General features: G+C 62.9%; 27 protein-coding genes. 15 read left to right on the top strand and 12 right to left on the bottom strand.

From position 1 onward, the window contains the following. Positions 1-25: 25 nt before the first annotated feature. The 5 genes from ACZI8Q_RS11675 to ACZI8Q_RS11655 are packed head-to-tail and all read left to right on the top strand — an operon-like array spanning position 26 to position 4,554. Positions 26-1,003, top strand: a complete 978-nt coding sequence (locus ACZI8Q_RS11675; RefSeq protein ID WP_463373689.1) for a Zn-ribbon domain-containing OB-fold protein — start codon at positions 26-28, stop codon at positions 1,001-1,003. Between the two features lie 7 nt (positions 1,004-1,010). Beyond that, positions 1,011-2,075: a thiolase domain-containing protein gene (locus ACZI8Q_RS11670; protein WP_463373688.1), complete on the top strand. Its 1,065-nt coding sequence runs from the start codon at positions 1,011-1,013 to the stop codon at positions 2,073-2,075. After that, a complete protein-coding gene (locus ACZI8Q_RS11665; RefSeq protein WP_463373687.1) occupies positions 2,075-3,259 on the top strand; it encodes a thiolase domain-containing protein in 1,185 nt (394 codons plus the stop codon). Before ACZI8Q_RS11670 ends, ACZI8Q_RS11665 begins: the two co-directional genes overlap by 1 nt. 9 nt (positions 3,260-3,268) lie before the next feature. Beyond that, complete coding sequence (locus ACZI8Q_RS11660) at positions 3,269-4,138, top strand: TIGR03619 family F420-dependent LLM class oxidoreductase (protein ID WP_463373686.1); 870 nt, start codon at positions 3,269-3,271, stop codon at positions 4,136-4,138. Positions 4,139-4,140: 2 nt separating this feature from the next. Further along, positions 4,141-4,554, top strand: a complete 414-nt coding sequence (locus ACZI8Q_RS11655) for a nuclear transport factor 2 family protein (RefSeq protein WP_463373685.1) — start codon at positions 4,141-4,143, stop codon at positions 4,552-4,554. A 77-nt stretch (positions 4,555-4,631) separates the two neighbouring features. Here ACZI8Q_RS11655 and ACZI8Q_RS11650 read toward each other — a convergent pair whose 3' ends face one another. Then, positions 4,632-5,888: a cytochrome P450 gene (locus ACZI8Q_RS11650; protein ID WP_463373684.1), complete on the bottom strand. Its 1,257-nt coding sequence runs from the start codon at positions 5,886-5,888 to the stop codon at positions 4,632-4,634. A gap of 160 nt (positions 5,889-6,048) precedes the next feature. Between ACZI8Q_RS11650 and ACZI8Q_RS11645 the strand changes: the two genes are divergently transcribed. From ACZI8Q_RS11645 to ACZI8Q_RS11630, 4 genes are all read left to right on the top strand, one after another. Then, the gene (locus ACZI8Q_RS11645) at positions 6,049-7,212 is read left to right on the top strand and encodes a steroid 3-ketoacyl-CoA thiolase (protein WP_463373683.1); all 1,164 of its coding nucleotides are present in this window, start codon (positions 6,049-6,051) and stop codon (positions 7,210-7,212) included. A 61-nt stretch (positions 7,213-7,273) separates the two neighbouring features. Then, positions 7,274-7,714, top strand: coding sequence for a nitroreductase family deazaflavin-dependent oxidoreductase (locus tag ACZI8Q_RS11640; protein ID WP_463373682.1), 441 nt, complete (start codon positions 7,274-7,276; stop codon positions 7,712-7,714). 82 nt (positions 7,715-7,796) lie between these two features. Beyond that, positions 7,797-8,462: a GNAT family N-acetyltransferase gene (locus ACZI8Q_RS11635; protein ID WP_463373681.1), complete on the top strand. Its 666-nt coding sequence runs from the start codon at positions 7,797-7,799 to the stop codon at positions 8,460-8,462. A gap of 118 nt (positions 8,463-8,580) precedes the next feature. Further along, positions 8,581-8,994, top strand: a complete 414-nt coding sequence (locus tag ACZI8Q_RS11630) for a DNA-binding protein (RefSeq protein WP_463373680.1) — start codon at positions 8,581-8,583, stop codon at positions 8,992-8,994. 16 nt (positions 8,995-9,010) lie between these two features. On the opposite strand, the gene ACZI8Q_RS11625 is transcribed toward ACZI8Q_RS11630, so the two are convergent. From ACZI8Q_RS11625 to ACZI8Q_RS11585, 9 genes are all read right to left on the bottom strand, one after another. Further along, positions 9,011-10,645: an acyl-CoA synthetase gene (locus ACZI8Q_RS11625; protein WP_463373679.1), complete on the bottom strand. Its 1,635-nt coding sequence runs from the start codon at positions 10,643-10,645 to the stop codon at positions 9,011-9,013. A gap of 35 nt (positions 10,646-10,680) precedes the next feature. Further along, positions 10,681-11,964 (bottom strand): hypothetical protein, encoded by a 1,284-nt coding sequence (locus tag ACZI8Q_RS11620; protein WP_463373678.1) that lies wholly within the window; start codon positions 11,962-11,964, stop codon positions 10,681-10,683. Further along, on the bottom strand, positions 11,925-12,485 hold the full coding sequence (locus ACZI8Q_RS11615; protein ID WP_463373677.1) for a Cif family virulence factor: 561 nt from the start codon (positions 12,483-12,485) through the stop codon (positions 11,925-11,927). The genes ACZI8Q_RS11620 and ACZI8Q_RS11615 overlap by 40 nt, the downstream gene beginning before the upstream one ends. Then, positions 12,485-12,691: a ferredoxin gene (locus tag ACZI8Q_RS11610; RefSeq protein ID WP_463373676.1), complete on the bottom strand. Its 207-nt coding sequence runs from the start codon at positions 12,689-12,691 to the stop codon at positions 12,485-12,487. Before ACZI8Q_RS11610 ends, ACZI8Q_RS11615 begins: the two co-directional genes overlap by 1 nt. Before the next feature lie 19 nt (positions 12,692-12,710). Beyond that, the gene (locus tag ACZI8Q_RS11605) at positions 12,711-14,066 is read right to left on the bottom strand and encodes a cytochrome P450 (RefSeq protein ID WP_463373675.1); all 1,356 of its coding nucleotides are present in this window, start codon (positions 14,064-14,066) and stop codon (positions 12,711-12,713) included. A gap of 4 nt (positions 14,067-14,070) precedes the next feature. Next, a complete protein-coding gene (locus ACZI8Q_RS11600) occupies positions 14,071-14,865 on the bottom strand; it encodes an SDR family oxidoreductase (protein ID WP_463373674.1) in 795 nt (264 codons plus the stop codon). Beyond that, a complete protein-coding gene (locus ACZI8Q_RS11595; protein ID WP_463373673.1) occupies positions 14,858-16,060 on the bottom strand; it encodes a cytochrome P450 in 1,203 nt (400 codons plus the stop codon). The genes ACZI8Q_RS11600 and ACZI8Q_RS11595 overlap by 8 nt, the downstream gene beginning before the upstream one ends. Positions 16,061-16,065: 5 nt before the next feature. Continuing rightward, positions 16,066-16,629 carry a TetR/AcrR family transcriptional regulator gene (locus tag ACZI8Q_RS11590; protein ID WP_463373775.1) on the bottom strand — a complete coding sequence of 188 codons (564 nt, stop codon included), beginning with the start codon at positions 16,627-16,629 and terminating at the stop codon, positions 16,066-16,068. 263 nt (positions 16,630-16,892) lie between these two features. Further along, the gene (locus ACZI8Q_RS11585; RefSeq protein WP_463373672.1) at positions 16,893-18,122 is read right to left on the bottom strand and encodes a cytochrome P450; all 1,230 of its coding nucleotides are present in this window, start codon (positions 18,120-18,122) and stop codon (positions 16,893-16,895) included. 81 nt (positions 18,123-18,203) lie between these two features. Between ACZI8Q_RS11585 and ACZI8Q_RS11580 the strand changes: the two genes are divergently transcribed. Further along, entirely contained in the window at positions 18,204-18,797 is a 594-nt protein-coding gene (locus tag ACZI8Q_RS11580) for a TetR/AcrR family transcriptional regulator (RefSeq protein ID WP_463373671.1), read from the top strand. On the opposite strand, the gene ACZI8Q_RS11575 is transcribed toward ACZI8Q_RS11580, so the two are convergent. After that, on the bottom strand, positions 18,784-19,665 hold the full coding sequence (locus ACZI8Q_RS11575; RefSeq protein ID WP_463373774.1) for an SDR family NAD(P)-dependent oxidoreductase: 882 nt from the start codon (positions 19,663-19,665) through the stop codon (positions 18,784-18,786). The genes ACZI8Q_RS11580 and ACZI8Q_RS11575 overlap by 14 nt on opposite strands. Positions 19,666-19,769: 104 nt before the next feature. Here ACZI8Q_RS11575 and ACZI8Q_RS11570 point away from each other — a divergent pair, with 104 nt between their 5' ends. Beyond that, positions 19,770-20,399 (top strand): GyrI-like domain-containing protein, encoded by a 630-nt coding sequence (locus tag ACZI8Q_RS11570; protein ID WP_463373670.1) that lies wholly within the window; start codon positions 19,770-19,772, stop codon positions 20,397-20,399. Here ACZI8Q_RS11570 and ACZI8Q_RS11565 read toward each other — a convergent pair whose 3' ends face one another. Next, on the bottom strand, positions 20,400-20,828 hold the full coding sequence (locus tag ACZI8Q_RS11565; RefSeq protein ID WP_463373669.1) for a hypothetical protein: 429 nt from the start codon (positions 20,826-20,828) through the stop codon (positions 20,400-20,402). 179 nt (positions 20,829-21,007) lie between these two features. On the opposite strand from ACZI8Q_RS11565, the gene ACZI8Q_RS11560 reads away from it, so the two are divergent. The 4 genes from ACZI8Q_RS11560 to ACZI8Q_RS11545 all read left to right on the top strand — a co-directional run bounded on the left by ACZI8Q_RS11560 (position 21,008) and on the right by ACZI8Q_RS11545 (position 24,597). After that, positions 21,008-22,492 (top strand): aldehyde dehydrogenase, encoded by a 1,485-nt coding sequence (locus ACZI8Q_RS11560; protein ID WP_463373668.1) that lies wholly within the window; start codon positions 21,008-21,010, stop codon positions 22,490-22,492. Between the two features lie 61 nt (positions 22,493-22,553). Then, complete coding sequence (locus ACZI8Q_RS11555) at positions 22,554-23,306, top strand: SDR family oxidoreductase (RefSeq protein ID WP_463373667.1); 753 nt, start codon at positions 22,554-22,556, stop codon at positions 23,304-23,306. Then, positions 23,303-24,226 (top strand): NAD(P)-dependent oxidoreductase, encoded by a 924-nt coding sequence (locus ACZI8Q_RS11550; RefSeq protein WP_463373666.1) that lies wholly within the window; start codon positions 23,303-23,305, stop codon positions 24,224-24,226. The genes ACZI8Q_RS11555 and ACZI8Q_RS11550 overlap by 4 nt, the downstream gene beginning before the upstream one ends. Next, positions 24,223-24,597, top strand: coding sequence for a carboxymuconolactone decarboxylase family protein (locus tag ACZI8Q_RS11545; protein ID WP_463373665.1), 375 nt, complete (start codon positions 24,223-24,225; stop codon positions 24,595-24,597). The genes ACZI8Q_RS11550 and ACZI8Q_RS11545 overlap by 4 nt, the downstream gene beginning before the upstream one ends. The last annotated feature ends 46 nt before the right edge of the window (positions 24,598-24,643 follow it).

The raw sequence follows: 24,643 nt of genomic DNA, 5'->3' as shown, positions 1-24,643 counted from the left end.
ACTAGAACCTGTTCTACTCGAAGTTGTGAGCCTGGGAAAGAGCGCGGTGACAGACAAGCCGTTGAGCGCACCGCTGAACCTGCAATTCGATTACACCCGATCTGTCGGTCCCACCATCGGGGCGTTCCTGACTGCCATGCGTGACGGCACGGTTGTCGGCGCGCGTGGATCCGACGGCAGGGTGTACGTTCCGCCGCCCGAATACGACCCGAACACGGCGGAACCTCTCACCGACTTCACGCCCGTGTCAGACGTCGGGACGGTGACGAGCTGGACGTGGATGCCCAAACCGATTGCCGGGCAACCACTCACCCACCCTTTTGCATGGGCACTGATCCAGCTGGACGGAGCGGACACCTCGCTTCTGCACGTGGTCGATGCCGCCGAACCGGATGCGATGAGCACTGGGATGCGGGTGCGCGCACATTGGTCGGAGCAGCGCGCCGGTCGGATCCAGGACATCGAGTTCTTCGAGCCGGGCGAGTCGTCGACAGCCCCTCAAGATCCGCCGTCGACCGACGAGGCGGTGTCTATGCTGGTCACCCCTGTCGACCTCGACTACATGCATTCCGCATCCGCGGAGGAGAGTTACTACCTTCGCGGGCTCGCGGCAGGCAAGCTCATCGGTGGACGAACCGGTCCTGGCGGGAAGGTGTACATCCCCCCACGCGGAGCGAGCCCCACGGACGGAATTCCCACCCGCGATCAGGTCGAACTGTCGGACAGGGGCATCGTGACGACGTTCTGCGTCGTGAACGTTCCGTTCATGGGGCAGAAGATCAAGCCCCCGTATGTCGCTGCTTATATCCTGCTCGACGGCGCCGACATCCCGTTTCTACATCTGATCCTCGAGTGCGATGCCGCCGACGTGCGGATGGGGATGCGCGTCGAGGCGAAATGGCGGCCCGAATCGGAATGGGACTACACCCTGCAGAACATCGAGTACTTCCGTCCGACAGGAGAACCCGACGCGGAGTACGACACCTACAAGCATCATCTGTGAGGCGACAATGACAGAAATAGCAGTCGTCGGGTTTGCGCACGCGCCCCACGTCCGCGAGACCACGGGGACGACGAACGGCGTCGAGATGCTGGTCCCGTGCTTCCACGAACTCTATGAACAGCTGGGTATCACGAAGTCGGACATCGACTTCTGGTGTTCGGGATCGTCCGACTATTTGGCAGGCCGCGCGTTCTCGTTCATCTCCGCCGTCGATGCGATCGGTGCGGTGCCGCCCATCAACGAGTCGCATGTGGAGATGGACGCGGCATGGGCACTGTACGAAGCCTGGGTCAAGATCATGACCGGCGAGGTGGAGACGGCACTTGTCTACGGTTTCGGTAAGTCGTCGGCCGGAAACCTTCGCAAGGTGTTGTCCATGCAGTTGGACCCTTATCTGGTTGCGCCACTCGGACTCGACTCGGTGTCCATTGCGGGTCTCCAGGCGCGGTTCGGTTTGGATTCCGGGAAATGGACCGCGGAGGACATGGCCGAGGTTGCCGTGAGGAGTAGGGCTGCCGCACATTCGAATCCGAATGCGCAGATATCGGGAGACGCGAGCGTCGCAGCATTGTTGGATTCCCCGTACATTGCCGACCCGCTGCGCGAGCACGACTGCGCACCCATCACCGACGGGGCAGCAGCCATTGTCCTTGCGTCCGGCGACAGGGCACGTGAGCTCAGCGACCGACCCGCCTGGATCACAGGAATCGACCATCGCATCGACTCGCCCAACTTCGGGGCACGCGACCTCACCGTCTCCCCGTCGACCACAGCCGCAGCCCGCAAGGCAACCGGTGGCGACATCGGAGGGATCGGTGTCGCCGAACTCCACGCCCCGTTCACCCACCAGGAACTGATTCTTCGCGAAGCGATCGGTCTCCCTGACAGCACGACGGTGAATCCGTCGGGTGGACCGCTCACCGGAAATCCGATGTTCGCCGGCGGCCTCGAAAGAATCGGGTATGCCGCGCGAGCCATCTTCGACGGGAGCGCCGGGCGCACGCTTGCGCACGCGACGGGCGGCGCGGTACTGCAACAAAACCTGGTGGCCGTGATGGAGGGACGCAACTGATGGTGGCTTCGGGAAAGCAACTTGCTGCGGTCCTCGGCACCGGCCAGACACATTACGTGGCCAAGCGCCACGACGTGTCGATGTCAGGTCTGGTCCGAGAGGCCATCGACCGCGCCATGGCCGATGCGGAAGTCGGTTGGGACGATATCGATGCCGTGGTGATCGGTAAGGCACCCGATCTTTTCGAGGGCGCGATGATGCCGGAGTTGGCGATGGCGGATGCCCTCGGAGCGAACGGCAAACCGCTGCTGCGGGTTCACACCGCCGGTTCGGTGGGTGGATCCACCGCAGTCGTCGCGACGAGCCTCGTGAAGTCGGGTGTGCACGATCGCGTGCTGACGGTGTCGTGGGAGAAGCAGTCCGAGTCGAATGCGATGTGGGCTCTCTCCACCCCGGTGCCGTTCACCATGCCTGTCGGAGCAGGTGCCGGAGGCTACTTCGCGCCGCATGTGCGTTCGTACATCAGACGCTCGGGAGCACCCGATCACGTCGGATCGATGGTCGCGGTCAAGGACCGTCTGAACGGGACCAAGAATCCCTACGCTCATCTCCAGCAGCCGCACATCACCCTCGAGTCGGTGCAGGCATCGCAGATGTTGTGGGACCCGATCCGTTTCGACGAGACGTGCCCGTCGTCGGACGGTGCGTGCGCCCTCGTGATCGGAAACGAACAGGCCGCCGCTCAGGTGGAGAAGTCGGGGCGGTCCGTGGCGTGGATCCATGCGACGTCGATGCGCACCGAGCCGACCACCTTCTCCGGCCGTGATCAGGTGAGTCCGCAGGCCGGACGTGACGCCGCCGCCGCGCTGTGGCGCGATGCGGGCATCACGAATCCGCTCGAAGAGATCGACGCAGCCGAAATCTACGTGCCGTTCTCGTGGTTCGAACCGATGTGGCTCGAGAATCTCGGGTTCACTCCCGAAGGCGAGGGTTGGAAGCTCACCGAATCCGGTGAGACCGAGATCGGCGGGAAGCTGCCGGTCAACGCATCCGGCGGCGTGCTCTCGTCCAATCCGATCGGCGCATCCGGGATGATCCGCTTCGCCGAATCCGCGATGCAGGTCATGAACCGGGCCGGCGACCATCAGGTGACCGATGCGCGTAAGGCATTCGGCCACGCGTATGGCGGTGGCTCCCAGTACTTCTCCATGTGGGTGGTCGGTGTCGATCGCCCCTCGACGTAAGGACGAACAATGAAGTACACGGTCGGCGTGGCCATGACGCCGCTGGAAGAACTGCCCGCGCTCGCGCAAACCGCCGAGGAATGCGGGTTCGACTCGATCGCTCTCCCCGATTCTCTCTTCTACATGGAGAAGCAAGCGGCCGATTACCCGTACACCCCGGACGGCTCGCGCATGTGGGACGAGAACACGCCGTGGGTCGACCCATTGATCGCGGCGGCCGCCATGGGTGCGGTGACCTCGAAGATCGAGTTCTACACTCAGGTGCTGAAGCTGGGCTCGCGCAACCCGGTGTTGTTGGCACGCCAGGTGGGTTCGGTAGCAAATCTGACCGGAAATCGATTCGGTCTCGGCGCCGGCATCGGGTGGGCTCCAGAGGAATTCGAATGGTGCGGCGCCCCCTACAAACGCCGCGGCAAACGAGTCGACGAGATGATCGACGTCATCAAGCTGATCCTGGGCGGCGGCATGGTCGAATACCACGGCGAGTTCTTCGACTTCGAACGTCTCCAGATGAGTCCGGCACCGTCCAAGCCGGTCCCGTTCTACATCGGCGGTCATACCGACGTGGCCCTGCGCCGAGCAGCGCGGGCCGGCGACGGCTGGACGTCGGCAATGATCAAGTACGACGATCTGGTGCAGGTGATCGCGCGGCTGCGTGAGCTCCGAGCGGAGCAGGGCAAACAGAACGATCCGTTCGAGATTCAGACCGTGTGCATCGACCGGTTCGGTAAGGACGGATACTCGCAGCTCGAAGACGCCGGCGTCACCGACATCATCACCGTGCCCTGGGTTTTCGATGGGATCGGTTTCGACGGACCACTCGAAGCGAAGCAGGATTCGATGCGCAAGTTCGCCGCCAATTACATCGGAAAGGGCTGACGATGACAGAGACCGTTCATCCCGCTGTCGCGGCTGGGCAGGCGTCTCGTGAGGCGGCGTCTGCCAAGCGAAAAGACGAATGGCTCGCACTGTTCGCCGACGATGCAGTGGTCGAGGACCCTGTCGGCCCCTCCGGCTTCGACCCGGAAGGCAAGGGACATCGCGGCGCCGAGGCGATCAGCCGGTTCTACGACATGACCATTGCGACCACCGAATCGCTCGAGTTTCTCATAGACGACTCCCTCGTCTGCGGAAACGAGAACGTCAACATCGGTACGATTCGCAGCACCGTCGGCGGCTCGATCATCGACGCCGAAGGTGTGTTCGTCTACCGAGTGAACGACGATGGAAAGATCGTGTCATTGCGTGCTTTCTGGGAGGTCGAGCGCGCCATGAAGACACTCCGACCGGCCTGAAAAATACACCAGAGCGGTTCTGAGCCGAGAAGGGCGGCAGCAGGGTAACCTTGCTGCCGCCCTCTTTGTATGTGCGCTCAGTGCTGAACCGGGCAGCCCCCACCCGACGTCTTGTAGTCGACCTGGAATTCCTTGATGCCGTTGAGCCATCCCGAGCGAAGTCGGCGCGGATCGCCGAGCCTGGTGATGTCAGGAAGGTGGTCGGCGATCGCGTTGAAGATCAAATCGATCTCGAGGCGGGCCAGGTTCGCACCGATGCAGAAATGAGCACCCGTGCCGCCGAAGCCGACGTGCTGGTTGTCCTCGCGAGTGATGTCGAACTTCTCCGGTTCGTCGAAGGCATCCTCGTCGAAGTTGGCCGAGCCGTACAGCATGACGACGCGCTGGCCCTTCTTGATCTGCTTACCACCGAGTTCGGTGTCCTCGAGGGCGGTGCGCTGGAACGACGTGACCGGCGTTGCCCACCGCACGATCTCGTCGGCGGTGGTTTTGGGGCGATCCTTCTTGAAGGTCTCCCACTGATCCGGGTTGTCGAGAAACGCGACCATGCCGTGAGTGATGGCGTTACGGGTGGTCTCGTTGCCGGCGACGGCGAGCAGGATGACGAAGAAGCCGAACTCTTCGGGCAACAACTCGTCGCCGTCGATGTCGGCTTCGATCAACTTGGTGACGATGTCGTCAGCCGGGCATTTCTTGCGCTCGTCCGCCATGTTGTAGGCGTATCCGAGGATCTCCATCGACGCGGTGACCGGGTCGATGTCGAGTTCCGGGTCGTCGTATCCGGTCATCTGATTGGACCAGTCGAAGACCTTGCCGCGGTCCTCCTGCGGGACACCGAGAAGTTCGGCGATGGCCTGCAACGGAAGTTCGCACGCCACCTGGGTGACGAAGTCACCGGAACCCGATTCTGCTGCGGCCTTGACGATCTTTTCCGCACGCTCGGTCAGTTCCTGACGCAGCCCGTTGATCGCCCGCGGGGTGAAGCCACGCGAGATGAGCTTGCGCAGCTTGGTGTGTTCGGGCGCATCCTTGAACAGGAGAATCGGACGCTGCATCTCGATGTTCTCGCGAGGAATGTCGTCGGCGAACCGCGGAATCGCGGTGTTCTCGTGTGTGGAGAAGACGTCGCTGCGACGCGACACCTCCTTCACGTCTTCGAGCTTGCTGACCACCCAATATCCGTCGTCATGGAATCCGCCGACCTCGGGGGGCTGCGGGCACCACCAGATCGGGGCGGTCTTCCGCAGTTCGGCGAATTCCTCGAGAGGGAACCGCTGCTCGTAGATGTCCGGGTCGGTGGGATCGAAACCCTCTAGAAGGTTGGGCTGCGCCACTGGTCTCTCCTGCCCTAAGCCATACATCACTCAGTGATGTGGAACACGTTCTACTTACATTGAAGCACAAGCCGTGGCACTGGCAAAGGAACACTTCCCCGGCCTTGCCCCGAGGGAGGAACGTGTTCTACTTTTTGAAGTAACAGGAAAGGAGCCCGCCGTGGGCACACCAGTAATCGTCGAGGCCGTCCGCACCCCCATCGGGAAGCGCGGAGGCTGGCTGGCCGGACTACACGCCGCCGAGATCCTCGGCGCTACGCAGACCGGCATCCTCACCCGCAGCGGAATCGACCCCGCCTTGGTCGAGCAGGTGATCGGCGGGTGCGTCACCCAGCACGGCGCCCAGTCGAACAACATCACGCGAACGGCATGGCTGCATGCCGGGCTGCCGTGGCAAACCGGTGCCACCACCATCGATTGCCAGTGTGGATCCGCACAACAGGCCAACCACCTGATCGCCGGACTCATCGCCACCGACACCATCGACATCGGAATCGCCTGCGGCATCGAAGCCATGAGTCAGGTTCCGCTGGGCGCGAACGTCGGCGATACGGCCGGCCCGCGGCGCCCTGCGGACTGGAACGTCGACCTGCCGAACCAATTCGAGGCTGCCGAACGGATCGCGAAGCGCCGGAGAATCACCCGGGAGGACATCGAAGCCCTGGGTGTTCGCTCCCAGGCGCGCGCAAAGCAGGCATGGGCGGAGGGCCGCTTCGACCGGGAGGTCCTGACGATGGCGGCACCCGAGGTCGACAAAGAGGGCAACCGCACCGGCGAGACCCTGACCGTCACGCGCGACCAGGGACTGCGCGACACCACGGCGGAATCCCTGGCCAAGCTGAAGCCCGTCATCGAAGGCGGAATCCACACCGCCGGCACCTCGTCACAGATCTCCGACGGTGCAGCCGCCGTCATGCTCATGGACGAGGAGAGGGCCCGTGCGCTCGGACTGAAGCCACGAGCACGCATCGTCTCCCAGGCACTGGTGGGCGCCGAACCCGAGTTTCACCTCGACGGCCCCGTGCAGGCAACGGCGCGCGTCCTCGAGCGCAGCGGGATGAAGATGGGCGACCTCGACCTGTTCGAGGTGAACGAGGCCTTCGCGTCGGTCCTGCTCTCCTGGGCATCGGTTCACAACCCCGACATGGACAAGGTCAACGTCAACGGCGGTGCGCTGGCACTCGGACATCCAGTGGGCAGCACCGGATCCCGCCTGATCACCACCGCACTGCACGAACTCGAACGCACCGACAAGTCGACCGCCCTCATCACGATGTGCGCCGGTGGGGCACTGTCGACCGGCACCATCATCGAACGGCTCTGACGGCGTGAGCACCCGTCCGGCTCATCTCGACTCCCCCACAACCGCGTCCATCATGAAATGGATGTCACGAATCAATGTGGCCCTATACCGCCGGACGGGTGGATTGCTCGGCAGCAAGTGGCGCGTCGGCAGCGCCTTCCCGCGGGGGCTTCCCGTGTGCCTGCTCACCACCACCGGCCGCAAGAGCGGTGAACCTCGCACCACCCCGTTGTTGTTTCTCGAGTCCGGCGAGAACGTCGTCCTCGTCGCCTCCCAGGGTGGGCTGCCCAAACATCCGATGTGGTACCACAACATCAAGGCCGACCCCCGCGTGACCGTGCAGATCAAACGCAACGTCCGGGGCATGAGCGCCCGCGTCGCGACCGATGTGGAGCGGGAAGAATTGTGGCCCCGGTTGACGTCGATGTACCCGGATTTCGACAACTACCAATCGTGGACGGATCGCACGATTCCGGTCGTGATCTGCCAACCCACCAGCAGCCGAACACCTACCCGTCAGTAGTTGCAACAAGGGGATGCCATGACGGCTCTCGTCTTGCAGTATGGACATGTACGGTCGGCCTCACACCAAGGGATTCGCACACATGAGCACACAGCTTCAAGATCAGATCCACGATCGCCGCGAGCTCACCGCGGCACTGATCCGCGCACTCGAACGCCGCCACGAGGTTCTGGACGCAGTCGTCGACAGTGAAGATCACGGCGAGGCCCTACGTACCGTCGCAGCACTCCTCGACACGACCGAGGCCTATGCGGATGCCGTCCTGAGCCTGCAGTTCCGTCGTCTGACCAAGGCGGAGCGCCGCAAGACGCAAGCCGAACTCGACGACCTCGACGCCACACTGCAGTGGACAGCGGTCGATCGTCCGGCAAGCACCGGCGAACACTTCCGACTCCGCAAGTTCTCGGGCAGCCCGCAGGATTGCGATCTGTTCCGCAAACGCTGCGCCGAGCAGACCGACGATTCAGGCACACCATGGGGTGACGACCGCATCGAGAAGGAACGCACCGACGGCATCAGCCGCGTCGACGAGGAGTCCGCGGCGTGGTTCGTCGCAGAGAACACTGCGGATGGGGCGCGCGTGGGCCTCGTTTTCGGTGAACTGTCGGGGCACGAGGTCGACGTCGCCATTTGGATCGCGCCCGAACACCGTCAGAAGGGTTACGGCACCGCAGCGGTCAAGCACAGTCGCCGTGAGCTCGCCGCCGAGTTCCCCGGGACGGTCCTGGTCGTACGCGCTCCTGCCTGACTTCCCCTGTGAGTGGTCAGCGAGTCCAGCGGCTCCTTGACCACTCACAGAAGCGTTGTGAATATTTTGTTCACAACGTTTAGTTGACAACTAAGTGATTTACAGGGACTCTGGGCGTATGCCAACAGATCCCTTCACTCCACCCAACCCTGACCGCGAACGCGCGCACCGCGAGTACGCCGGCCTGTTCCGTATCGGCGAAAGGCATGGCGCAACACCGGAACAGCGCGCGCGTCAGTCACACCCGGAGATGCTCGAGCCACTGGGCGCCATCCGCGTGGTGGCAGCACTCGCGGGCGGTTCCACCGCACCCGAGCAGGGGGAACCGGACGTCGACGACGCCGACATCATGGCCGCCCTCGGCCTCCTGCCACGAGCCCGCGCAGAGATGGATCAACTCGAGGCGTTGTTCCTCGGCGTCGCCAGACAGCGCGGGATGACCTGGCAAGAGATTGCCTTCGGCCTGGGGCTCGGCAGCACCCAGGCCGCTCGGCAGCGTTACGAACGCCTCGTCAAACGGGTCGAAAGCTAGGAAACGCCCAGCGGCGTCAGCTTTGGAGCTTGCTGCTGGGCACCTCGTGCGTGGGCTCGGACTTCTCGGCGATACCGTGCGCCCAGCGGTAATCGGGCTTCCCGCTGGGCGTGCGCTCGACGACGTCGACCACCCACACCAGCCGCGGAATCTTGTACCCGGCCAGATTCTCCCGCGTGTACGCCTCGAGGTCGGCGAAGTCGATATCCGCACCCTGACGAGGCTGCACCACCGCAGCAACCCGCTGACCCCACCGCTCGTCGGGTACCCCGACGACGATCGCGTCGTAGATGTCGCGCTGGAGCTTCACCACGCCCTCGACCTCCTCGGCGAACACCTTCTCGCCTCCGGTGTTGATTACCATGTTCCCGCGGCCCAACAGCAGGATCGAGCCGTCCTCCTCGACGCGGGCCCGGTCGCCTGTCACGACGACCTTCTTGCCCTCGACCTCACGGAAGATCTCCTTGGTCTTCTCAGGGTCGTTGTAGTAGCCGATCGGAACATAGCCGCCCTTCGCGAACCACCCCTCGACGTCCGAACCCGGCGCCACCACCTTGTTGTCGTCGTCGACGACCATCACGTACCGGCCTGCCGGTACCCGTGGTCCACCGACCTGCTTCTGCCCCTTTGCCGCGAACCCGATTCCACCGAAACCCGTTTCGGACGATCCGATCGAATCCGAGACGATGAGTCCGGGAAATGCTTCCAGGAAGGAGTCCTTGATCGCCGACGAGAACAGCGCCGCCCCGGAGGCCACCACTATCAGACTCGAGGCATCGACGTCCATCTCCCGGTAAGCTTCGATGAGAGGGCGGCCCATCGCATCACCGGTGATGATCATGATCTGCATCCTGTGCTCTGCCACGAGCTTCCAGGTGCGCACCGGGTCGAACTTGGAGTCGAGTAGCACTGTATTGCCACTGAAGAGTGCGGAGAACGTCGGCATCATCGCGGCGGCGTGAATCAACGGGGGCAATGCAAACCAACGCGCCGGTTCACCCTCGGCACCCACCTGCGACTGCTGGTATTCGTCCTCGATCGCCTCACCTGTGTAGAAGTCGAGACCTCCGCCGAGTACGCGCCAGATACCCTCTTGCGTCCACACCACACCCTTGGGACGTCCGGTGGTGCCACCGGTGTACATGATGAAGTGGTCTTCGCTGCTACGTTCACCGAAATCCCGTTCGACGGACATTCCGGTCAGCGCGGCCTCGTAAGGCGTGCTGTCGCTGGCGACATCCGCGCCGCCCAGATCGTCTTCGACCACGACAGTGGTGTGAATACGTGGGAGGGAGGGGAGCACTTCCGCGATCTGACGTGCGTAGATTCTGTGATGGACGACTGCGTCGAGTTGCGCGTTGTCGTAGACGTACTGCAGTTCGTCGCGGGTATAGCGGTAGTTGATGTTGATGGCGACGGCGCGAATTTTGAACGCGGCGATGAGCGCTTCCATCGTTTCGATGGCGTTGTGGAGGTGGATGCCGATGTGGGAGCCCTCCCCCAGCCCGACACTGAGAAAGTAGTGGGCGAGCTTGTTGGATCGTTCTTCGAGTTCGCGGTAAGTCGTCTCTCGTGCGGGGTCGATCAACGCGATGCGGTCGGGCATCCGATCGACCGCATGCTCGAACAGGTCAGCCAGGTTGTACGCCACGAATGGGTCCTCTCCTTGACGAATGGTCTTCGAATTCAGCCCCGAACGACGGTGAGCGGTAGCGATTTTCGATCGTCGGAGAACGTGAAGTCCGCGCCGGTGCTGAATCGGGTCAATGCCACTTCAGGGGCCTCCTTCGACGGCGCTTCGCTCACGACGACCTCCACTGTCAGGGATTCTGGCAGATCCTCGACGACGTGGAGATCGAATGCGGGATTCACTCCCCGAACCAGCGCCACCAGTGGTTCGAGATGATCCACGGTGATCCAGGACGGCCATGCGCCGTCGCGATCGGCGCCGGCGCGACGTCCCAATACGAGGCGGACGCTGTCACCCAGGACTACCTCGACATCGACGTACTGTCGTGGGTTCAACGCCGGGTGAACGGTCAGCACAGTGACCAAGCCGTCGAGGTCGTCTGGCAGAAGCAGTGCGTCACGCAGACGCTCCGATGTCAGGCCTGCGATTCCGGTGAGCTGCCTTCGCCCGATCGCAATCGCTTCGGCCTCGTCGCAACGTTCGCGCACGGCGAGCATGAATCCCAGCGCGAGCAACTGCTGCTGAATACACACTTCCTCCGCAATCCGCACGAGAGCCGATCGAGAAAACTCCTCGAACTTCAGGTCGCTGAGCAGGGATCCGCGATAGTTCCCCCAGCCGTCCTCGGAATCGTCGATCGGGGTGAGTGCGACCGTGGCCGCAGCGGAACGACCCAGCAATGTGGCCCTCTCCGGGTAGGGCTGCGGCTCGTTGTCGGGATCGATGGTGACTCGCCACGCACAATGCGGGTGCCGATCGGCAGGTCGGCGAGGTGGACGGTGAATCGGGCGCACCTGCGCGTGCGGGTTGGTAGCCAGGGCCGTCGCATCGAACGTGGGGTCCTCGACGTCGTGACACATGGCGGTGACGTACTCGTCGCCCATCGGCTCGACATCCATCAGCGCCCCACAATGGTCGAGCGAGAATTCGCCGTGATCGTGGTCGGTCACGCTGTATCGGAAGTCCATGAACTGCGGCGGCGCACCGATCTCGATCTGCATGCCTTTGAACAACGTGTCCACGCCGTCGCCCTCGAAGTCCAGTGCCCGCTGCATCCTTTTCGTGTACACGGGACTGGCCGCCATCCATTCTTCGATCGCGACGGCGGTCATACCCTCGCGTCCGAACGCTCCGATCAGGTGCGGCATTCCGGACCGGTCGATCAGATGCCCGCACAGCAGCAACTCGCGGACCAGGACGGCAAGCTCCGACCTGGACAGTACTTCGAAGGACGATGAGGTCACCACAGCGAGACCGGGGCCTTTCCTGCCGGATACCATCCGGGTAGCCGCCCACCGGACGACCTCTGGATACGCGCATTCATACCGTCCGACAGCGCATCGTTGGTGATCATCTCGAGGAACAGTGCCGAGACGTTCCCGAAGTCGAAGAAGTCTCGCTGCCAGGACCATTGGAAGTCACCGCCGTACCGGAACCAACTGCCACCGATGCCGTGCACCTGATAGTGCGATCCGTCCTCGCGGGTCTCGTCTGCAGTCTGCTTCCAGAACCCGATGCAGTCCCCGGTCCGCTCGTCGATGACGAATTGCTGATACGGGTACTGCCAGCCTTCGAGCCCGTCCATCTCCTGCCCCAGCGCCAGGTCCCGAATTTCGTCCCGGCCGACAGCCATGAAGTCGTCCTTGGGTCCGTAGTTCCAGCCGTATGTGGCATCTTCGGTGTACATCTGCGCCAAAGGTTTCCAGTCGCCGATGGATTCGCATCGCTTGTTCTCGTCGATCCACTTCTGAACCATTTCGTCGAGTTCTGCTCGATCGAACGGCGGGGTGGTCTGCGGCATCAGTGGTCTCCTTCGGATTCGAGCAGTCGTAGAGCCTGGGTGGGGCAGAATCGCACAGCGTTCTCCACTTCGGCCCGAGCCGACTCGGGTGGAGTGCTGTCGAGGATCTCGACCTGGCCGTGCTTGGGTACCGCGAACACGTCGGGAGCTTCGAGCTCGCACATGGCGTGCCCCTGGCACAGATCCAAGTCGGCTTCGAGCTTCATCACTTGCTCCTTTTCCATTTCATCGCTCGCTCCGCTTCCGGTACCTGACTTTGCACGGCTGCGCGAGTTGCACGACCATCTTGCTGTGGTCGTTGCGGTAGGAATCGGAGGGCTGAGTCATCTCGAACTCCCAGTCCTGCAGAAGAATCGAGAAGATCGCCTTGAGTTGCATCTGCGCGAATGCAGCCCCCACACAGCGGTGGCGGCCGGCACCGAACGGAATCCATGTCCACCGGTTGACGATGTCTTCCTGGTTCGGGTCGATGTACCGACCCGGATCGAATGTATCGGGGTTCGGGAAGTCCTCGGGGATACGGTTCGACACGGCAGGGGTGGCGGCGACTAGGTCGTTCTCGGCGATCTCGTAGCCGCCAACCTCGAAATCACCGCGCGCGAGGCGGAGGAGGATGATAAGCGGCGGATGCAGTCGCAACGTCTCCTTGAGCCCTGCCTCCAGCATGGGGATCTGCCGGAGAGCGCCGAAGCTGATATCGGAACCGTCCGCATACAACTCGTCCAATTCGGTGACCACCTGCTCCATGAAATCCGGATGTCGCAGCAATTCGATGAGGGTCCAGGCAGCGGTGCCGCTCGTCGTGTGGTGGCCCGCGAACATCATCGAGATGAACATCCCGGTGATCTCATCCGCACTGAAACGCTCACGGCCCTGGTCGTCCTTGATGGAAACGAGGACGTCGAGCATGTCGCGATCTTCTTTTCCCTCGGGGGGATTCGCGATGCGGCCGTTCATGATCTCCTGAACGAGCGCGACGAGTTCGACGCGCGCCTCGTCCCTGCGGCGGAAGCTTTCGATAGGCGCATACGGGTCGACGAACGCAAGTGCGTCCGTGCCTTTTTCCAGGTCGTGGTACAGGCCGGCGAACCGTCCGTCGAGTTGGTCCCGAAACTTCTTGCCGATCAGACAGGCAGACGACGTGTAGATGGTCAGCTCCGCGAAGAATTCGAGGAGGTCGATCTCGCCCTCGTCACCCCATTTGGCGACCATGTTCTCGACCTCGGTGGCAATGGTTGCTGCGTGACCCTTCATCTGTTCACCGCGCAGGGCCTGGTTGTGCAGCATCTCCTTGCGCCGCTCCGGACTGGCATCGAACACCACGCCGTCACCGAAGATCGGCTTCATGAAGGGATAGGCGGCCTGCTGGTCGAGATCTTCGTCGCTCGAGCGGAAGAAGAACTCGTTGGCCTCAGCGCCGGACAGGAGCACCACATCACGGTCGGCCAGTTGGAACACACCGACGTTCCCGCATTCCTCCCGCACCCGGCGCATGAGCGCAATGGGGTCGGTACGCAGTTCTTCGAGGTGGCCGTGTTCCATCTGACCGCCGGAAACGCGGGGAGCTTTCGTGATCGTCATGGCTTCAGTCCTTCGCGGTGTGATCGGACGCCAACGGCGCTTCGGGCTGCACTTCGGTCAACACGATGTGGGTGCCGCGCGGTGCGCTCACGGTCGCCGCCACGGCGTCGGCGATGGCCGATGCACGCAGGAAGTACGGGTGTCGCGCAAACCCCCACTTCGACCAGTCTTCGAGGACGGGGCCGATGATCTCCGGTGTGGTATCCATTCCCATTCCCGTCTGGGTCGGGCCAGGGCGCACGATCGACGCGCGGACACCGGTGCCTTCCAGTTCCATCCGCATCTGCCGGCCCATCGCCTCGAGCCCGGTCTTCGCCGCGTTGTACGCGCCGGTGCGCGGTCGTGGAGAATCCGCGCAGTCCGAACCGATGAGTACGACGTCGCCGCGGCGTCGTTCGATCATGCCGGGAACGATCCGATGCGCGAGACGCTGCGCACCGACCAGGTGCACGTTCACCTGGGTGAGAAAGTCATCCGGGTCCATCGCGTGCGCCTGCCCGAAAGCCAGGTCCCCCGCCCCCGACAACACGATCTCCGTTTCGCCGAGGGTTTCCTCTGCAGCAGTGACGAACTCGTCCACCGAGTCGGTATCCGTCACGTCGAGGAAGTGCGCGAATGCCTCGCCACCGTTGCTGCGAATCTTGTCCGCTATCGCCTCGCATTCGGAGGCCCGGCGGGCACCCAGCGCAACTGGATGCCCGAGCTGCGCGAGGGCGTATGCGGTCGCCGTTCCGATGCCGGACGAGGCGCCACTGACGATGGCCGGGCGTCGCTGGGGATTGGGTTCGAATCTAGGCATCGCGCACCTTCACTTTCACGGGAAGCTTCGCAAACCCCCGGACGTTGGTGGAATGAACACGCTCGGCACCGGCCTCGTCGACCTCGAATTCGCGGACCTTCTCCGCGAATCGCGTGAGCGCGATCTTTGCTTCCAGGCGGGCCATATGGGCACCGAGGCAGAAGTGAGTGCCGCCGCCGAAACTGGCGATCTTGGTGGAACTGTCTCGCCCGATACGGAACTCGTCGGCGTCGTCGAAGGCATCGGAGTCGCGGTTCGCCGATCCGATGAGAATCAGCACCTTGCCTCCCGCCGGGATGGTCTGCCCGTAGTACTCGAGGTCGACGGCTGCCGTCCGCGCCACGATCTGGCTGGAGGTGTCGTACCGCAGGGTCTCCTCCACCCAGCCGGGGACATCCTCCGAATCATCGAGAATCGGCCGGATCTCGCCGGGGTTCTTCGAGCCCCAGTACAGCGCATTGCCCAGAAGCTTCGTGGTGGTTTCGTTCCCGGCGACGACCATCAAGAACATGAATCCGATGATCTCGTCGTCCGTGAGCCGGTCTCCGTCGATTTCCGCTTCGAGCAGCGCCGACGTCAAGTCGTCGGTCGGCTTCGTGCGTCGCTCCGCGAGCATGTCCGCGTAATAGACGACGAGTTGGAGTGAAGCGTCCATCGCAGCCTGCGGGACGTCCAGCACCCCGTCCTCGCGATGCACGACCAAGTCTGCGAGCCTGCGCAACTCGGCGCGATCCGGCTCCGGCACACCCATCAACTCCGAGATCACATCCATCGGTAGCTTGCCGGCGAATTCGGTGATCCAGTCGAACTCGCCCGACTCGAGCGCCGGATCGAGATAGAGGTCGGCCAGCTCGAGAATCCGGCCTTCGAGTTGGTTCACCCGGCGCGGCGTGAAACCGCGGGACACCAACTGGCGCATGCGCATATGGCGCGGATCGTCCATCGCGAGAAACGACATGGTCTTGTGCGCGTGCCGTCCGTACGCGGCCGGGTCCAACGAAACCCCGTTCGCGCTCGACAACCGCTTGCTGTCACGAAAGCCTGCCGTCACGTCCGCATGGCGAGACAATGCCCAGAATTTCAGATCCGGGTTGTAGTACAGCGGCGACTCCTCGCGGAGTTGGCGGTACATCGCATACGGATCGTCGTGAAAGTCGTAGTCGTACGGATTGAACGTCAGGGACGCTGCTGTCATCACGATTACTCCAATATCAGTTTGGCTGATGTTTCCAGTCGGTCGGCGAATTTCTCGTACGTGCCGTAGCCCATGCCTGCCCGCACCAACCCTCCGGAATAGAGAAACTCCAGCGCCTCGAGAACGTCGGGATCACTGTCCGGGCCGAGCGCCTCGGACAGACGCCTGCGTATCTCCAACCCGATCCGGCCGCGTAGATGCTCCACGTCCGGATCCCGGCCGAGCAGTGCGCTCGTGACCGCGCCGGCGAGCTCCGGCTCGTCCGCCATCAGCAGCGCTGTGTCACGGAGGACTGCAACAACGCGAGCTGTGCGGTCCGAACTGTCGTTCGCGGGTGGGGTCGATGCGGCCAATCGACGCCAGAACACCTCGGCCACGAGGTGCTCCTTCGACGAGAAGTAGGTGTATGCCGTCGCGGGCGCCACTCCCGCGATACTCGCGACTGATCGAACGGTGAGTCCAGCGAATCCCCCTTCGGCCCGCAGTACCTCTACCGCAGCCTTGGTCAGACGGTCGACGGTATCGGCCTGCTTTTCGGTCAGACGACGGCGGGTGGACTCGAAATTCACTTTACTGGACACGTGTCTGGACGCTACTACAGCAGTCGATGGTTGGCAACGAAATCGGGAACCCGTCATGCCGAAGAGATCGGCTTGTGCAATCACCTGCGAGCAGGCACAACCCATAGACTGGACACATGACGAATTCGGAGGGTCCGGCAGCCGCAGGCAGCGCGAAATCGATCGTGACGAGCTGATCGAGATCATCCAGGACGCGTGGCTCGCTCAGGCTTCCGCCAGACGCGGCAAGGCGTGGCTGCAGGACAGGCACCTCAACGAGGGTGGATCCGAACCGGCATCTCCTTGATGCCGTTGATGAAGTTCGATCGCAGACGCCGGACCGGTCCGATCGGCTCCACCTTGTCGATTCGTTCGGCCATGGTCTCGAAGAGAACCTTCAACTCGAGCCGCGCCAGATGCACGCCCAGGCAATAGTGGGCCCCACCTCCACCAAACGCTAGGTGTGAGTTCGGGCTCCGTTCGATATCGAACTCGTATGGGTCGACGAACACCGACTCGTCCCGGTTGGCACTCGGGTAGAAGACAACCACCTTGTCTCCCGCCTTCACTTGTTGCTCCCCGATGTAGGTGTCCCGGGTCGCGGTGCGACGAAAATCCATAACCGGGCTGACCCAGCGCAGAATCTCGTCGACGGCCTTGCCGATGAGGTCCGGGTCCTCCTGAAGCCGACGCCACTGCTCGGGGTGGTCTATGAATGCCTGCATGCCGCCGGCCGTGGCGTTCCGCGATGTCTCGTTTCCGGCAACCACCAGGAGCACGAAGAACATGTCGAGCTCCATCTCAGTGAGAACATCACCATCCTCGTCTTTCGCAACCAGGGCGGTGATGATGTCGTCTTTGGGCTCGAGGCGTCGCTGTGCAGCAAGATCATTGGCATACATGAAGATCTCGGCGGCGGCCATCTCACCATCGCTCTGTGTGGTCGCGAAATCGGGATCGTCGAATCCGATCATTCGATTGGACCAGTCGTAGAGTTTGCCGATGTCTTCCCTGGGAGCACCGAGCAACGCTGCGATCACTTCGAGCGGTAGCGGGGCGGCCGCCTCGGATACGAACTCGACCTCCCCCTTCTGCACGAGTGAGTCCACAAGCTGACTACAAATTTGCCGGATGTGACCTTCGAGGCTCGCGACCACCTTCGGAGTAAACCCACGGCTGACGAGTTTCCTCAACCGGGTGTGGTCGGGCGGATCGAGGTTGATGAGCATCGCAGCCTGCTTTGCCTTGGTCTCCTCGTCGAAATCGTCGACCTGTGTGGTACCTGCGGAGCAGGAAAAGGTCTCGATATCACGGGAAACTGCAACAACATCCTCGTGCCGTGTGACCGCCCAGAATCCCGTGCCTTCGGTTTCGGGCTGCCAGTAGACAGGGCGCGACTTTCGCAGTTCGTCGAAGAACTGATGTGGCACCCCCTCGGCGTAGACGTCGGGGTTCTTCAGATCGGGTCGCGTGCCGGATGCGCGCAATGCGGAGGTGTTCATCGATCCGCTTCCAGTCGAGTGAGGGAACTTCCTTATAAACTACACACATTCGTTTAGTTGGAAAGCAGATATACTGACCGAATGACGGCTGGCAGCACCAATTCGCCTCGGCGGCGGACACGCACATTGAGCCGCACGAAGATCACCGACGCCGCCGTCGCGATCATCGACGACCACGGCAGCGAACAGCTGTCGATGACGAACCTGTCCGCCCAGGTCGGAGTTGCTGTCGCGTCGCTGTACAACCACGTCAAGAATCTCGACGACGTACGCGGCGAAGTGCAGATCCGCACAATGCACGAGCTTGGGCGCGACCTTCGCGAGGCCGCCATGGGACGGTCCGGACTCGACGGCATGCACGCCCTTGCGGACGCGCACCGCCGGTTCGCGGCCGAACATCCTCGGCGCTACCGCGAGTTGACTGCCACCCCAGCCGATCGAAACGCCTTCGTACTCGCGGCACTCGACGGCAACGTCGCCCTCACGGCGATGCTCCGCTCGTGCGGACTCGAGCAGGACGCCGCGCTACCGGCAGCGGTCGCCATCTTCGCTGCCCTTCACGGATTCGCCATACTCGAGGCCACCGACTTCCTGGGCGGCGAAATGGATGCGGACTCCATTTACACCGCCGTGCGGGACGGCGCCCTGCACTCGGTCGGAATCATCGCCGGCTGAGGGCAGTTCCAATCTCCTCGAGAGTCCACGGCGGGTTCGTGTCGTGATCGCGATACGCCAGCAAGGTCGGGTTCTGCCGCTCGAAACTCCCGAGGAAACACCCCGATCCAGTGAGGATCTGCCCGGTGATATCCGATGCGCGATCACTCGCGAGGAACGCGTAGAGCTGGGCGACGTACTCGGGCGGAGCGGGATTGAGCGCGCCGTGGCGAGTTGCATCGTCGAGCATCCCTCGCCTGTGCAGATTCTCGATGTGCGAGGCGTACTCACTGCCTTCCGACAGCCGCGTCTTCGCGCCCGGACACACCACATTGGCTCGCACTCCACTACTCTTCAGTTCAGCTGCGATCGCCATGGTCAGGCTGTTCACTGCACCTTTCCCTGCAGGGTAGCCGGTCCCGCCGTAGTCACCGAGGAACGCGAACGAGCTCGTGTTCACGATGGAACCCGCCCCTCGCTTCGCCATCACGCGCGCGGCGGCCCTGCTGGTGAAGAATGCCGTGTTCAGGTGCGCGTCGATGAGTGAATGCCACTCGTCCGTCGCAATCGTGAGGATCGACGAGCCGGCGGGTTCGCTCACGCCGGCACAGTTCACGAGAACGTCGAGCGACCCGAATTCGGCTGTGCAGGTATCCACCAGATGCTCTGCCACCGATTCGTCCGCAGCCGCGCCGACAACCCCCACAGCCTGCCCACCCGTCGCCTCGATCTCGGTCACGACAGCCTCCACTGCGTCGGCTTCTCGTCCGTTGACCACCACGGACGCACCTTCCGCAGTGAGGGCGCGCGCCACTGCGCGACCGATACCCCTGCTCGAACCCGTCACCACTGCACCACGCCCGCCGAGCGCACCGGACTTCGCCATCATGCCTCCGATCTCTACGAGCACCACGAGGGATTTCCTGACATCACCATTACAGGACGGACGTGATACCTAATATGGCCCAGACAGACCAGAGGTACAGGTATCCGATGCCAGACAAGATTGATTTCAAGAAAACTCTCGACGCCTACCGGGCACGGTGTGGTCAGTTCCGGGTGGTGGAAGTGCCCGTCATGCAATACCTGATGATCGACGGGCACGGCGACCCGAACACGTCACCTGCTTATGTCGACGCTCTCGAAGCGCTCTACCCGGTTGCGTACAAGCTGAAATTCGCCAGCAAACGTGACCTCGGCCGGGACTATGTGGTCCCGCCGCTGGAAGGACTGTGGTGGGCCAAGGACATGAACTCCTTCACCGTTGCCCGCGACAAATCACAGTGGGACTGGACCATGATGATCATGGTCCCCGACTGGATCGACCACGCCATGTTCGCGGACACCGTCGAGCGCATCGCGGCCAAGAATCGGCCCGCACGTCTCGACGACGTTCGCTTCGAGACGTTGTCCGAAGACCTGTGCGTGCAGACTCTGCACGTTGGATCGTTCGACGACGAAGCAGAGGTGCTGGCGGAACTACATCACCAGTTCATTCCCGACCACGACCTGCGGATGGACGGCAGACATCACGAGGTCTACCTCAGCGATTTCCGCAAGGTCGCACCCGAAAAGCTACGCACCATCCTCAGGCAGCCGGTTGTCAGGAATCAGGACGGCTGATCATCCTGGCATCGGGAAGCACAGCTGACCGGCGCCCACCGCGGCCATGTTCACCTCGATGGTCGTATCTGGGCTGTAATCCCCATCGTCCTGTTTTGCATCCAAGGAGTACGTACCCATGACCTCGGGTGTCCACGCAAGTGTCGCCACTCCGTCGACCGGGTCCACCGGGTCGCCGTAATCGATCCAAGTGAAGTCGTCCTCCTTCACCCCAAATTGCACCGGATCCTCGGAGTCCACGGGCACGCTCAGCTGATATTCACACCCTGCGGCGTAGACGTCCGCCGACATGGAACCGAGGAGACCCGGCGTCACCTCGACCGGCCCGGTCGGCTCGGCTGACGCGACCGGGGCGAACAACAGCATCACGCAAGCCGAAGTCCCGACCACCGCTGCCGGGACTCCACTGCGACGCAGTCTCTGATGCATGAGAAATCCTCTCGAAGCCTTACCGAATAGTTTGCGACTCGAGCCGCTACCAGCGTAAATCGCGGGAGGTGTCGGTGAACAGACCCACCCGAACAGATCGACTTCCCATCAAACCATTGCCGCCCACCGCGGGGCATACTAGAGTCCAGACACATGTCCAGAAATGAAGGCGGTGCCCGATGACGCTGCACCCCACAGACAGTTCTGCACTCCTTGTCTCCGCTCTCCTTGTGGACGGCAAGCTCGTCCCCGGGTCCGGCGGTGTCTTCGACACCCTGAATCCCGCAACGGAAGAAGTGATCGGCCAGGCAGCCGACGCGAATGCGGCGGATATGGATTCGGCGATCGATGCAGCCCGCCGGGCTTTCGACACCACGTCGTGGTCGCGCGATCATGCTTTCCGCGCACGTTGCCTGCGCCAGCTGCGAGACGCGCTGCAGGGCCACATCGAGGAACTCCGCGAGATCACCATCGCCGAAGTGGGTGCGCCCCGCTTCCTGACGAGCGGCCCACAGCTCGAGGGCCCCATCGACGACCTCGGCTATTTCGCCGACCTCGCCGACTCGTATTCGTGGGAACAGGATCTGGGAGTCGCGTCACCGATGGGAATCAAGACCCACCGTCGCGTACTCAAGGAGGCCGTGGGCGTCGTCGGGGCCATCACCCCGTGGAACTTCCCCCACCAGATCAACTTCGCCAAGATCGGGCCGGCACTGGCCGCCGGTAACACGGTCATCCTCAAACCCGCACCGGACACACCCTGGTGTGCAGCCCTCGTCGGCAAGGTCATCGCCGAGGAAACAGATATTCCGCCGGGGGTCATCAACATCGTCACGTCCAGCGACCATGCACTGGGCGCCCAGCTCTCCACGGACCCCCGTGTCGACCTCGTGTCCTTCACCGGCTCTACCGCCACCGGCAAAGCTGTGATGGCGTCGGCGGCCGAGTCGCTCAAAAAGGTGTTCCTCGAGCTCGGAGGAAAGTCGGCATTCATCGTTCTCGACGACGCCGATATCGGTGGCGCCTGTTCGATAGCCGCGTTCACCGTGTCCACCCACGCCGGACAGGGGTGCGCCATCACCACTCGCCTGCTCGTGCCACGTGACAAGTACGCCGAAGCGGTAGCTGCCACAGCGCAGGCGCTCTCCGGTCTGGCGGCCGGCGACCCGAACGACGGTGGAACCATCTGTGGGCCACTGATCTCCGCGAAACAACGCGATCGCGTCGAGAGCTACCTGAAACTGGCGGTCGAGGAGGGCGGCACCATCGAATGCGGCGGCGTACGGCCCGCCGACAAGGAGAAAGGGTTCTTCATCTCCCCCACACTGATTTCGGGGTTGACCAACAATGCTCGCGTGGCGCAGGAAGAAATCTTCGGTCCCGTCCTCGTCATCCTGGCCCACGACGGCGACGACGACGCGATGCGCATCGCCAACGACTCGCCCTACGGGCTCTCCGGTTCCGTATGGGGCACCGATCCCGAGCGGGTCGACAAAGTGGTCGCAGGCGTTCGCACCGGAACCCTCAGCGTCAACGGTGGTGTCTGGTATTCGGCCGATGCCCCGTTCGGCGGCTACAAGCAGTCCGGAATCGGCCGCGAGATGGGTGTGGCCGGTTTCGAGGAGTACCTGGAAACCAAGCTGGTCGCGGCTCCCGCGCAATAAGCACAGCGGCTCCCGCGCAATAAGCACAGCGGCTCCCGCGCAATAGACACAGGAGAATCACATGGGACGTTTCGAAGGCAAGACCGCCATCGTCACCGGCGCAGCTCAGGGAATCGGCGAGATCTATGCCAAGGCCCTGGCGGCCGAGGGCGCGAATGTGGTGGTGGCCGACCTCAACGCCGAACTCGGCGAGACGGTCGCCAAGCAGATCACAGCAGACGGCGGTAGCGCCGCTTTCAAGGACGTCGACGTCTCCGACGAGCAGTCGGCAAAGGACCTCGCAGAGTTCACGATCGAGAGGTTCGGGCGCATCGACCATCTGGTGAACAACGCCGCCATCTATGGCGATATGAAGCTGGATCTGTTGATCACCGTCCCCTGGGACTACTACAAGAAGTTCATGAGCGTGAACTTCGACGGGGCACTCAACGTGACGCGGGCGGTGTGGCCGAACATGAACGAGAACGGCGGCGGCTCGATCGTCAACCAGTCGTCGACTGCGGCCTGGCTGTACTCCGGGTTCTACGGTCTCGCCAAGGTCGGGGTCAACGGCATCACGCAGCAACTGGCCCACGAGGTCGGCGGGATGAACATTCGGGTCAACGCGATCGCACCCGGACCGATCGACACCGAGGCCACCCGCACCGTAACCCCCGGAAACGTGGTCGCCGACATGGTGAAGACCTTGCCACTCAAACGAATGGGTACCCCGGACGATCTGGTGGGGGCCTGCCTCTTCTTGCTGTCCGACGAAGCGAGCTGGGTCACCGGTCAGATCGTCAACGTCGACGGCGGACAGATCTTCCGCTCATGACCGGAGCTGGAGCAGTCGGCTACATCGGACTCGGCAACATGGGTGCGCCCATGGCGAAGCGTCTCCTCGAGTGGCCCGCAGGACTCGTCGTCTACGACACTCGCCCGGAGGCCGCCGAGAAGTTCGTGACCAAAGGCGCGAAGCTGGCATCGAGCCCCCGCGAAGTGGCCGAGAACTCGGAAGTCGTGTCGGTGACGGTGCTCAACGACCAGCAGGTGCGCGAGGTCATCACCGGGGAGGACGGAATCCTGGCAGGAGCAAAGCCGGGCACCGTCGTCGCCGTGCATTCCACGATCAGCGACGTCACCGCAGCAGAGTTGGCCGGCCAGTGCGGCAAGCAGGGTGTGGAGTTCGTGGACGCGCCGGTCAGTGGCGGTGCTCCCGGCGCGAATCAGGGAAAGCTGGCCGTGATGGTCGGTGCAACCGATGCAGCGTTCGCGAAGGTGCAGCAACCGTTCGGGTACTGGGCGCAACTCGTGGTCCACGCTGGTCCGGTGGGCGCCGGGACACAGATGAAACTCGCGCGCAATCTTCTGCACTTCGTCTCGTTCACCGCAGTCTCCGAAGCGCAACGTCTCGCGGAAGCGGCGGGCATCGACCTCGTCGAACTGGGCAAGGTGGTGCGTCACACCGACGCGATCACTGGCGGCGCCGGTGCGATCATGCTGCGCGACACGGCTGCACCGGTCCCCGACGGCGACAACTGGTTCCCCATTTTCAGTCACGTCCGCGACCTGGGCGAGAAGGATCTCGCTCTTGCGCTCGGATTGGGTGAGAGATTCGACGTCGATCTTCCGCTCGCGACGCTCGCACTCGACAAGCTCGGGCCAGGACTGGGAGTAGGCCGCGGCACCGAAAACCCTGCTGGCGCCGACAAACCCATCAGCGCAGACACGACCCACACGGAGAAGGATTCATGACCGACGATGTTCGTCAACGCGGCCTCGACATGATGTCGAAGGTGTACGGATTCGAGTTGCAGGACGGTCCGGGCGACCACTTCGCCGTCACCGCGGACCACTTGTTCGCCGACATCTGGTCACGACCGGGCTTGAGCATCCGCGACCGCCGACTGTTGCTCCTTGGCGCCCTCACGGCGCAGGGTCTGGTGGACGTCGCGGAGATACAGATCGGGGCCGCCCTGCACAACGATGAACTGACCGAAGAACAGTTGAAGGAGATTTCACTGTTCCTCTGCCATTATGTTGGTTGGCCGCTGGGCACCAAACTCGATTCGACGATCGGGAAGGTGCTGCACCAGCGCGAGAAGTCCCAACAGAAATCGGAGTAGTCGTCACCGTGCTGACCGCAGAGTTGCTCGATCTCGTCCACGCCAC

This window comes from Rhodococcus quanlei (assembly GCF_055231015.1).
Note: the sequence above shows the minus strand (reverse complement) of the source record. Positions and strands in the feature narration are given on the sequence as shown.

What these genes read in the sequence shown, in the direction of transcription:
- ACZI8Q_RS11620 (WP_463373678.1), bottom strand. Translation starts at nt 11,964, where the DNA reads ATGGTATCCGGCAGGAAAGGCCCCGGTCTCGCTGTGGTGACCTCATCG.
- ACZI8Q_RS11560 (WP_463373668.1), top strand. Translation starts at nt 21,008, where the DNA reads ATGACGCTGCACCCCACAGACAGTTCTGCACTCCTTGTCTCCGCTCTC.
- ACZI8Q_RS11570 (WP_463373670.1), top strand. Translation starts at nt 19,770, where the DNA reads ATGCCAGACAAGATTGATTTCAAGAAAACTCTCGACGCCTACCGGGCA.
- ACZI8Q_RS11670 (WP_463373688.1), top strand. Translation starts at nt 1,011, where the DNA reads ATGACAGAAATAGCAGTCGTCGGGTTTGCGCACGCGCCCCACGTCCGC.
- ACZI8Q_RS11665 (WP_463373687.1), top strand. Translation starts at nt 2,075, where the DNA reads ATGGTGGCTTCGGGAAAGCAACTTGCTGCGGTCCTCGGCACCGGCCAG.
- ACZI8Q_RS11655 (WP_463373685.1), top strand. Translation starts at nt 4,141, where the DNA reads ATGACAGAGACCGTTCATCCCGCTGTCGCGGCTGGGCAGGCGTCTCGT.
- ACZI8Q_RS11640 (WP_463373682.1), top strand. Translation starts at nt 7,274, where the DNA reads ATGTCACGAATCAATGTGGCCCTATACCGCCGGACGGGTGGATTGCTC.
- ACZI8Q_RS11555 (WP_463373667.1), top strand. Translation starts at nt 22,554, where the DNA reads ATGGGACGTTTCGAAGGCAAGACCGCCATCGTCACCGGCGCAGCTCAG.
- ACZI8Q_RS11600 (WP_463373674.1), bottom strand. Translation starts at nt 14,865, where the DNA reads ATGCCTAGATTCGAACCCAATCCCCAGCGACGCCCGGCCATCGTCAGT.
- ACZI8Q_RS11615 (WP_463373677.1), bottom strand. Translation starts at nt 12,485, where the DNA reads ATGCCGCAGACCACCCCGCCGTTCGATCGAGCAGAACTCGACGAAATG.
- ACZI8Q_RS11610 (WP_463373676.1), bottom strand. Translation starts at nt 12,691, where the DNA reads ATGAAGCTCGAAGCCGACTTGGATCTGTGCCAGGGGCACGCCATGTGC.
- ACZI8Q_RS11575 (WP_463373774.1), bottom strand. Translation starts at nt 19,665, where the DNA reads ATGATGGCGAAGTCCGGTGCGCTCGGCGGGCGTGGTGCAGTGGTGACG.
- ACZI8Q_RS11545 (WP_463373665.1), top strand. Translation starts at nt 24,223, where the DNA reads ATGACCGACGATGTTCGTCAACGCGGCCTCGACATGATGTCGAAGGTG.
- ACZI8Q_RS11635 (WP_463373681.1), top strand. Translation starts at nt 7,797, where the DNA reads ATGAGCACACAGCTTCAAGATCAGATCCACGATCGCCGCGAGCTCACC.
- ACZI8Q_RS11580 (WP_463373671.1), top strand. Translation starts at nt 18,204, where the DNA reads ATGACGGCTGGCAGCACCAATTCGCCTCGGCGGCGGACACGCACATTG.
- ACZI8Q_RS11630 (WP_463373680.1), top strand. Translation starts at nt 8,581, where the DNA reads ATGCCAACAGATCCCTTCACTCCACCCAACCCTGACCGCGAACGCGCG.
- ACZI8Q_RS11565 (WP_463373669.1), bottom strand. Translation starts at nt 20,828, where the DNA reads ATGCATCAGAGACTGCGTCGCAGTGGAGTCCCGGCAGCGGTGGTCGGG.
- ACZI8Q_RS11595 (WP_463373673.1), bottom strand. Translation starts at nt 16,060, where the DNA reads ATGACAGCAGCGTCCCTGACGTTCAATCCGTACGACTACGACTTTCAC.
- ACZI8Q_RS11660 (WP_463373686.1), top strand. Translation starts at nt 3,269, where the DNA reads ATGAAGTACACGGTCGGCGTGGCCATGACGCCGCTGGAAGAACTGCCC.
- ACZI8Q_RS11605 (WP_463373675.1), bottom strand. Translation starts at nt 14,066, where the DNA reads ATGACGATCACGAAAGCTCCCCGCGTTTCCGGCGGTCAGATGGAACAC.
- ACZI8Q_RS11585 (WP_463373672.1), bottom strand. Translation starts at nt 18,122, where the DNA reads ATGAACACCTCCGCATTGCGCGCATCCGGCACGCGACCCGATCTGAAG.
- ACZI8Q_RS11550 (WP_463373666.1), top strand. Translation starts at nt 23,303, where the DNA reads ATGACCGGAGCTGGAGCAGTCGGCTACATCGGACTCGGCAACATGGGT.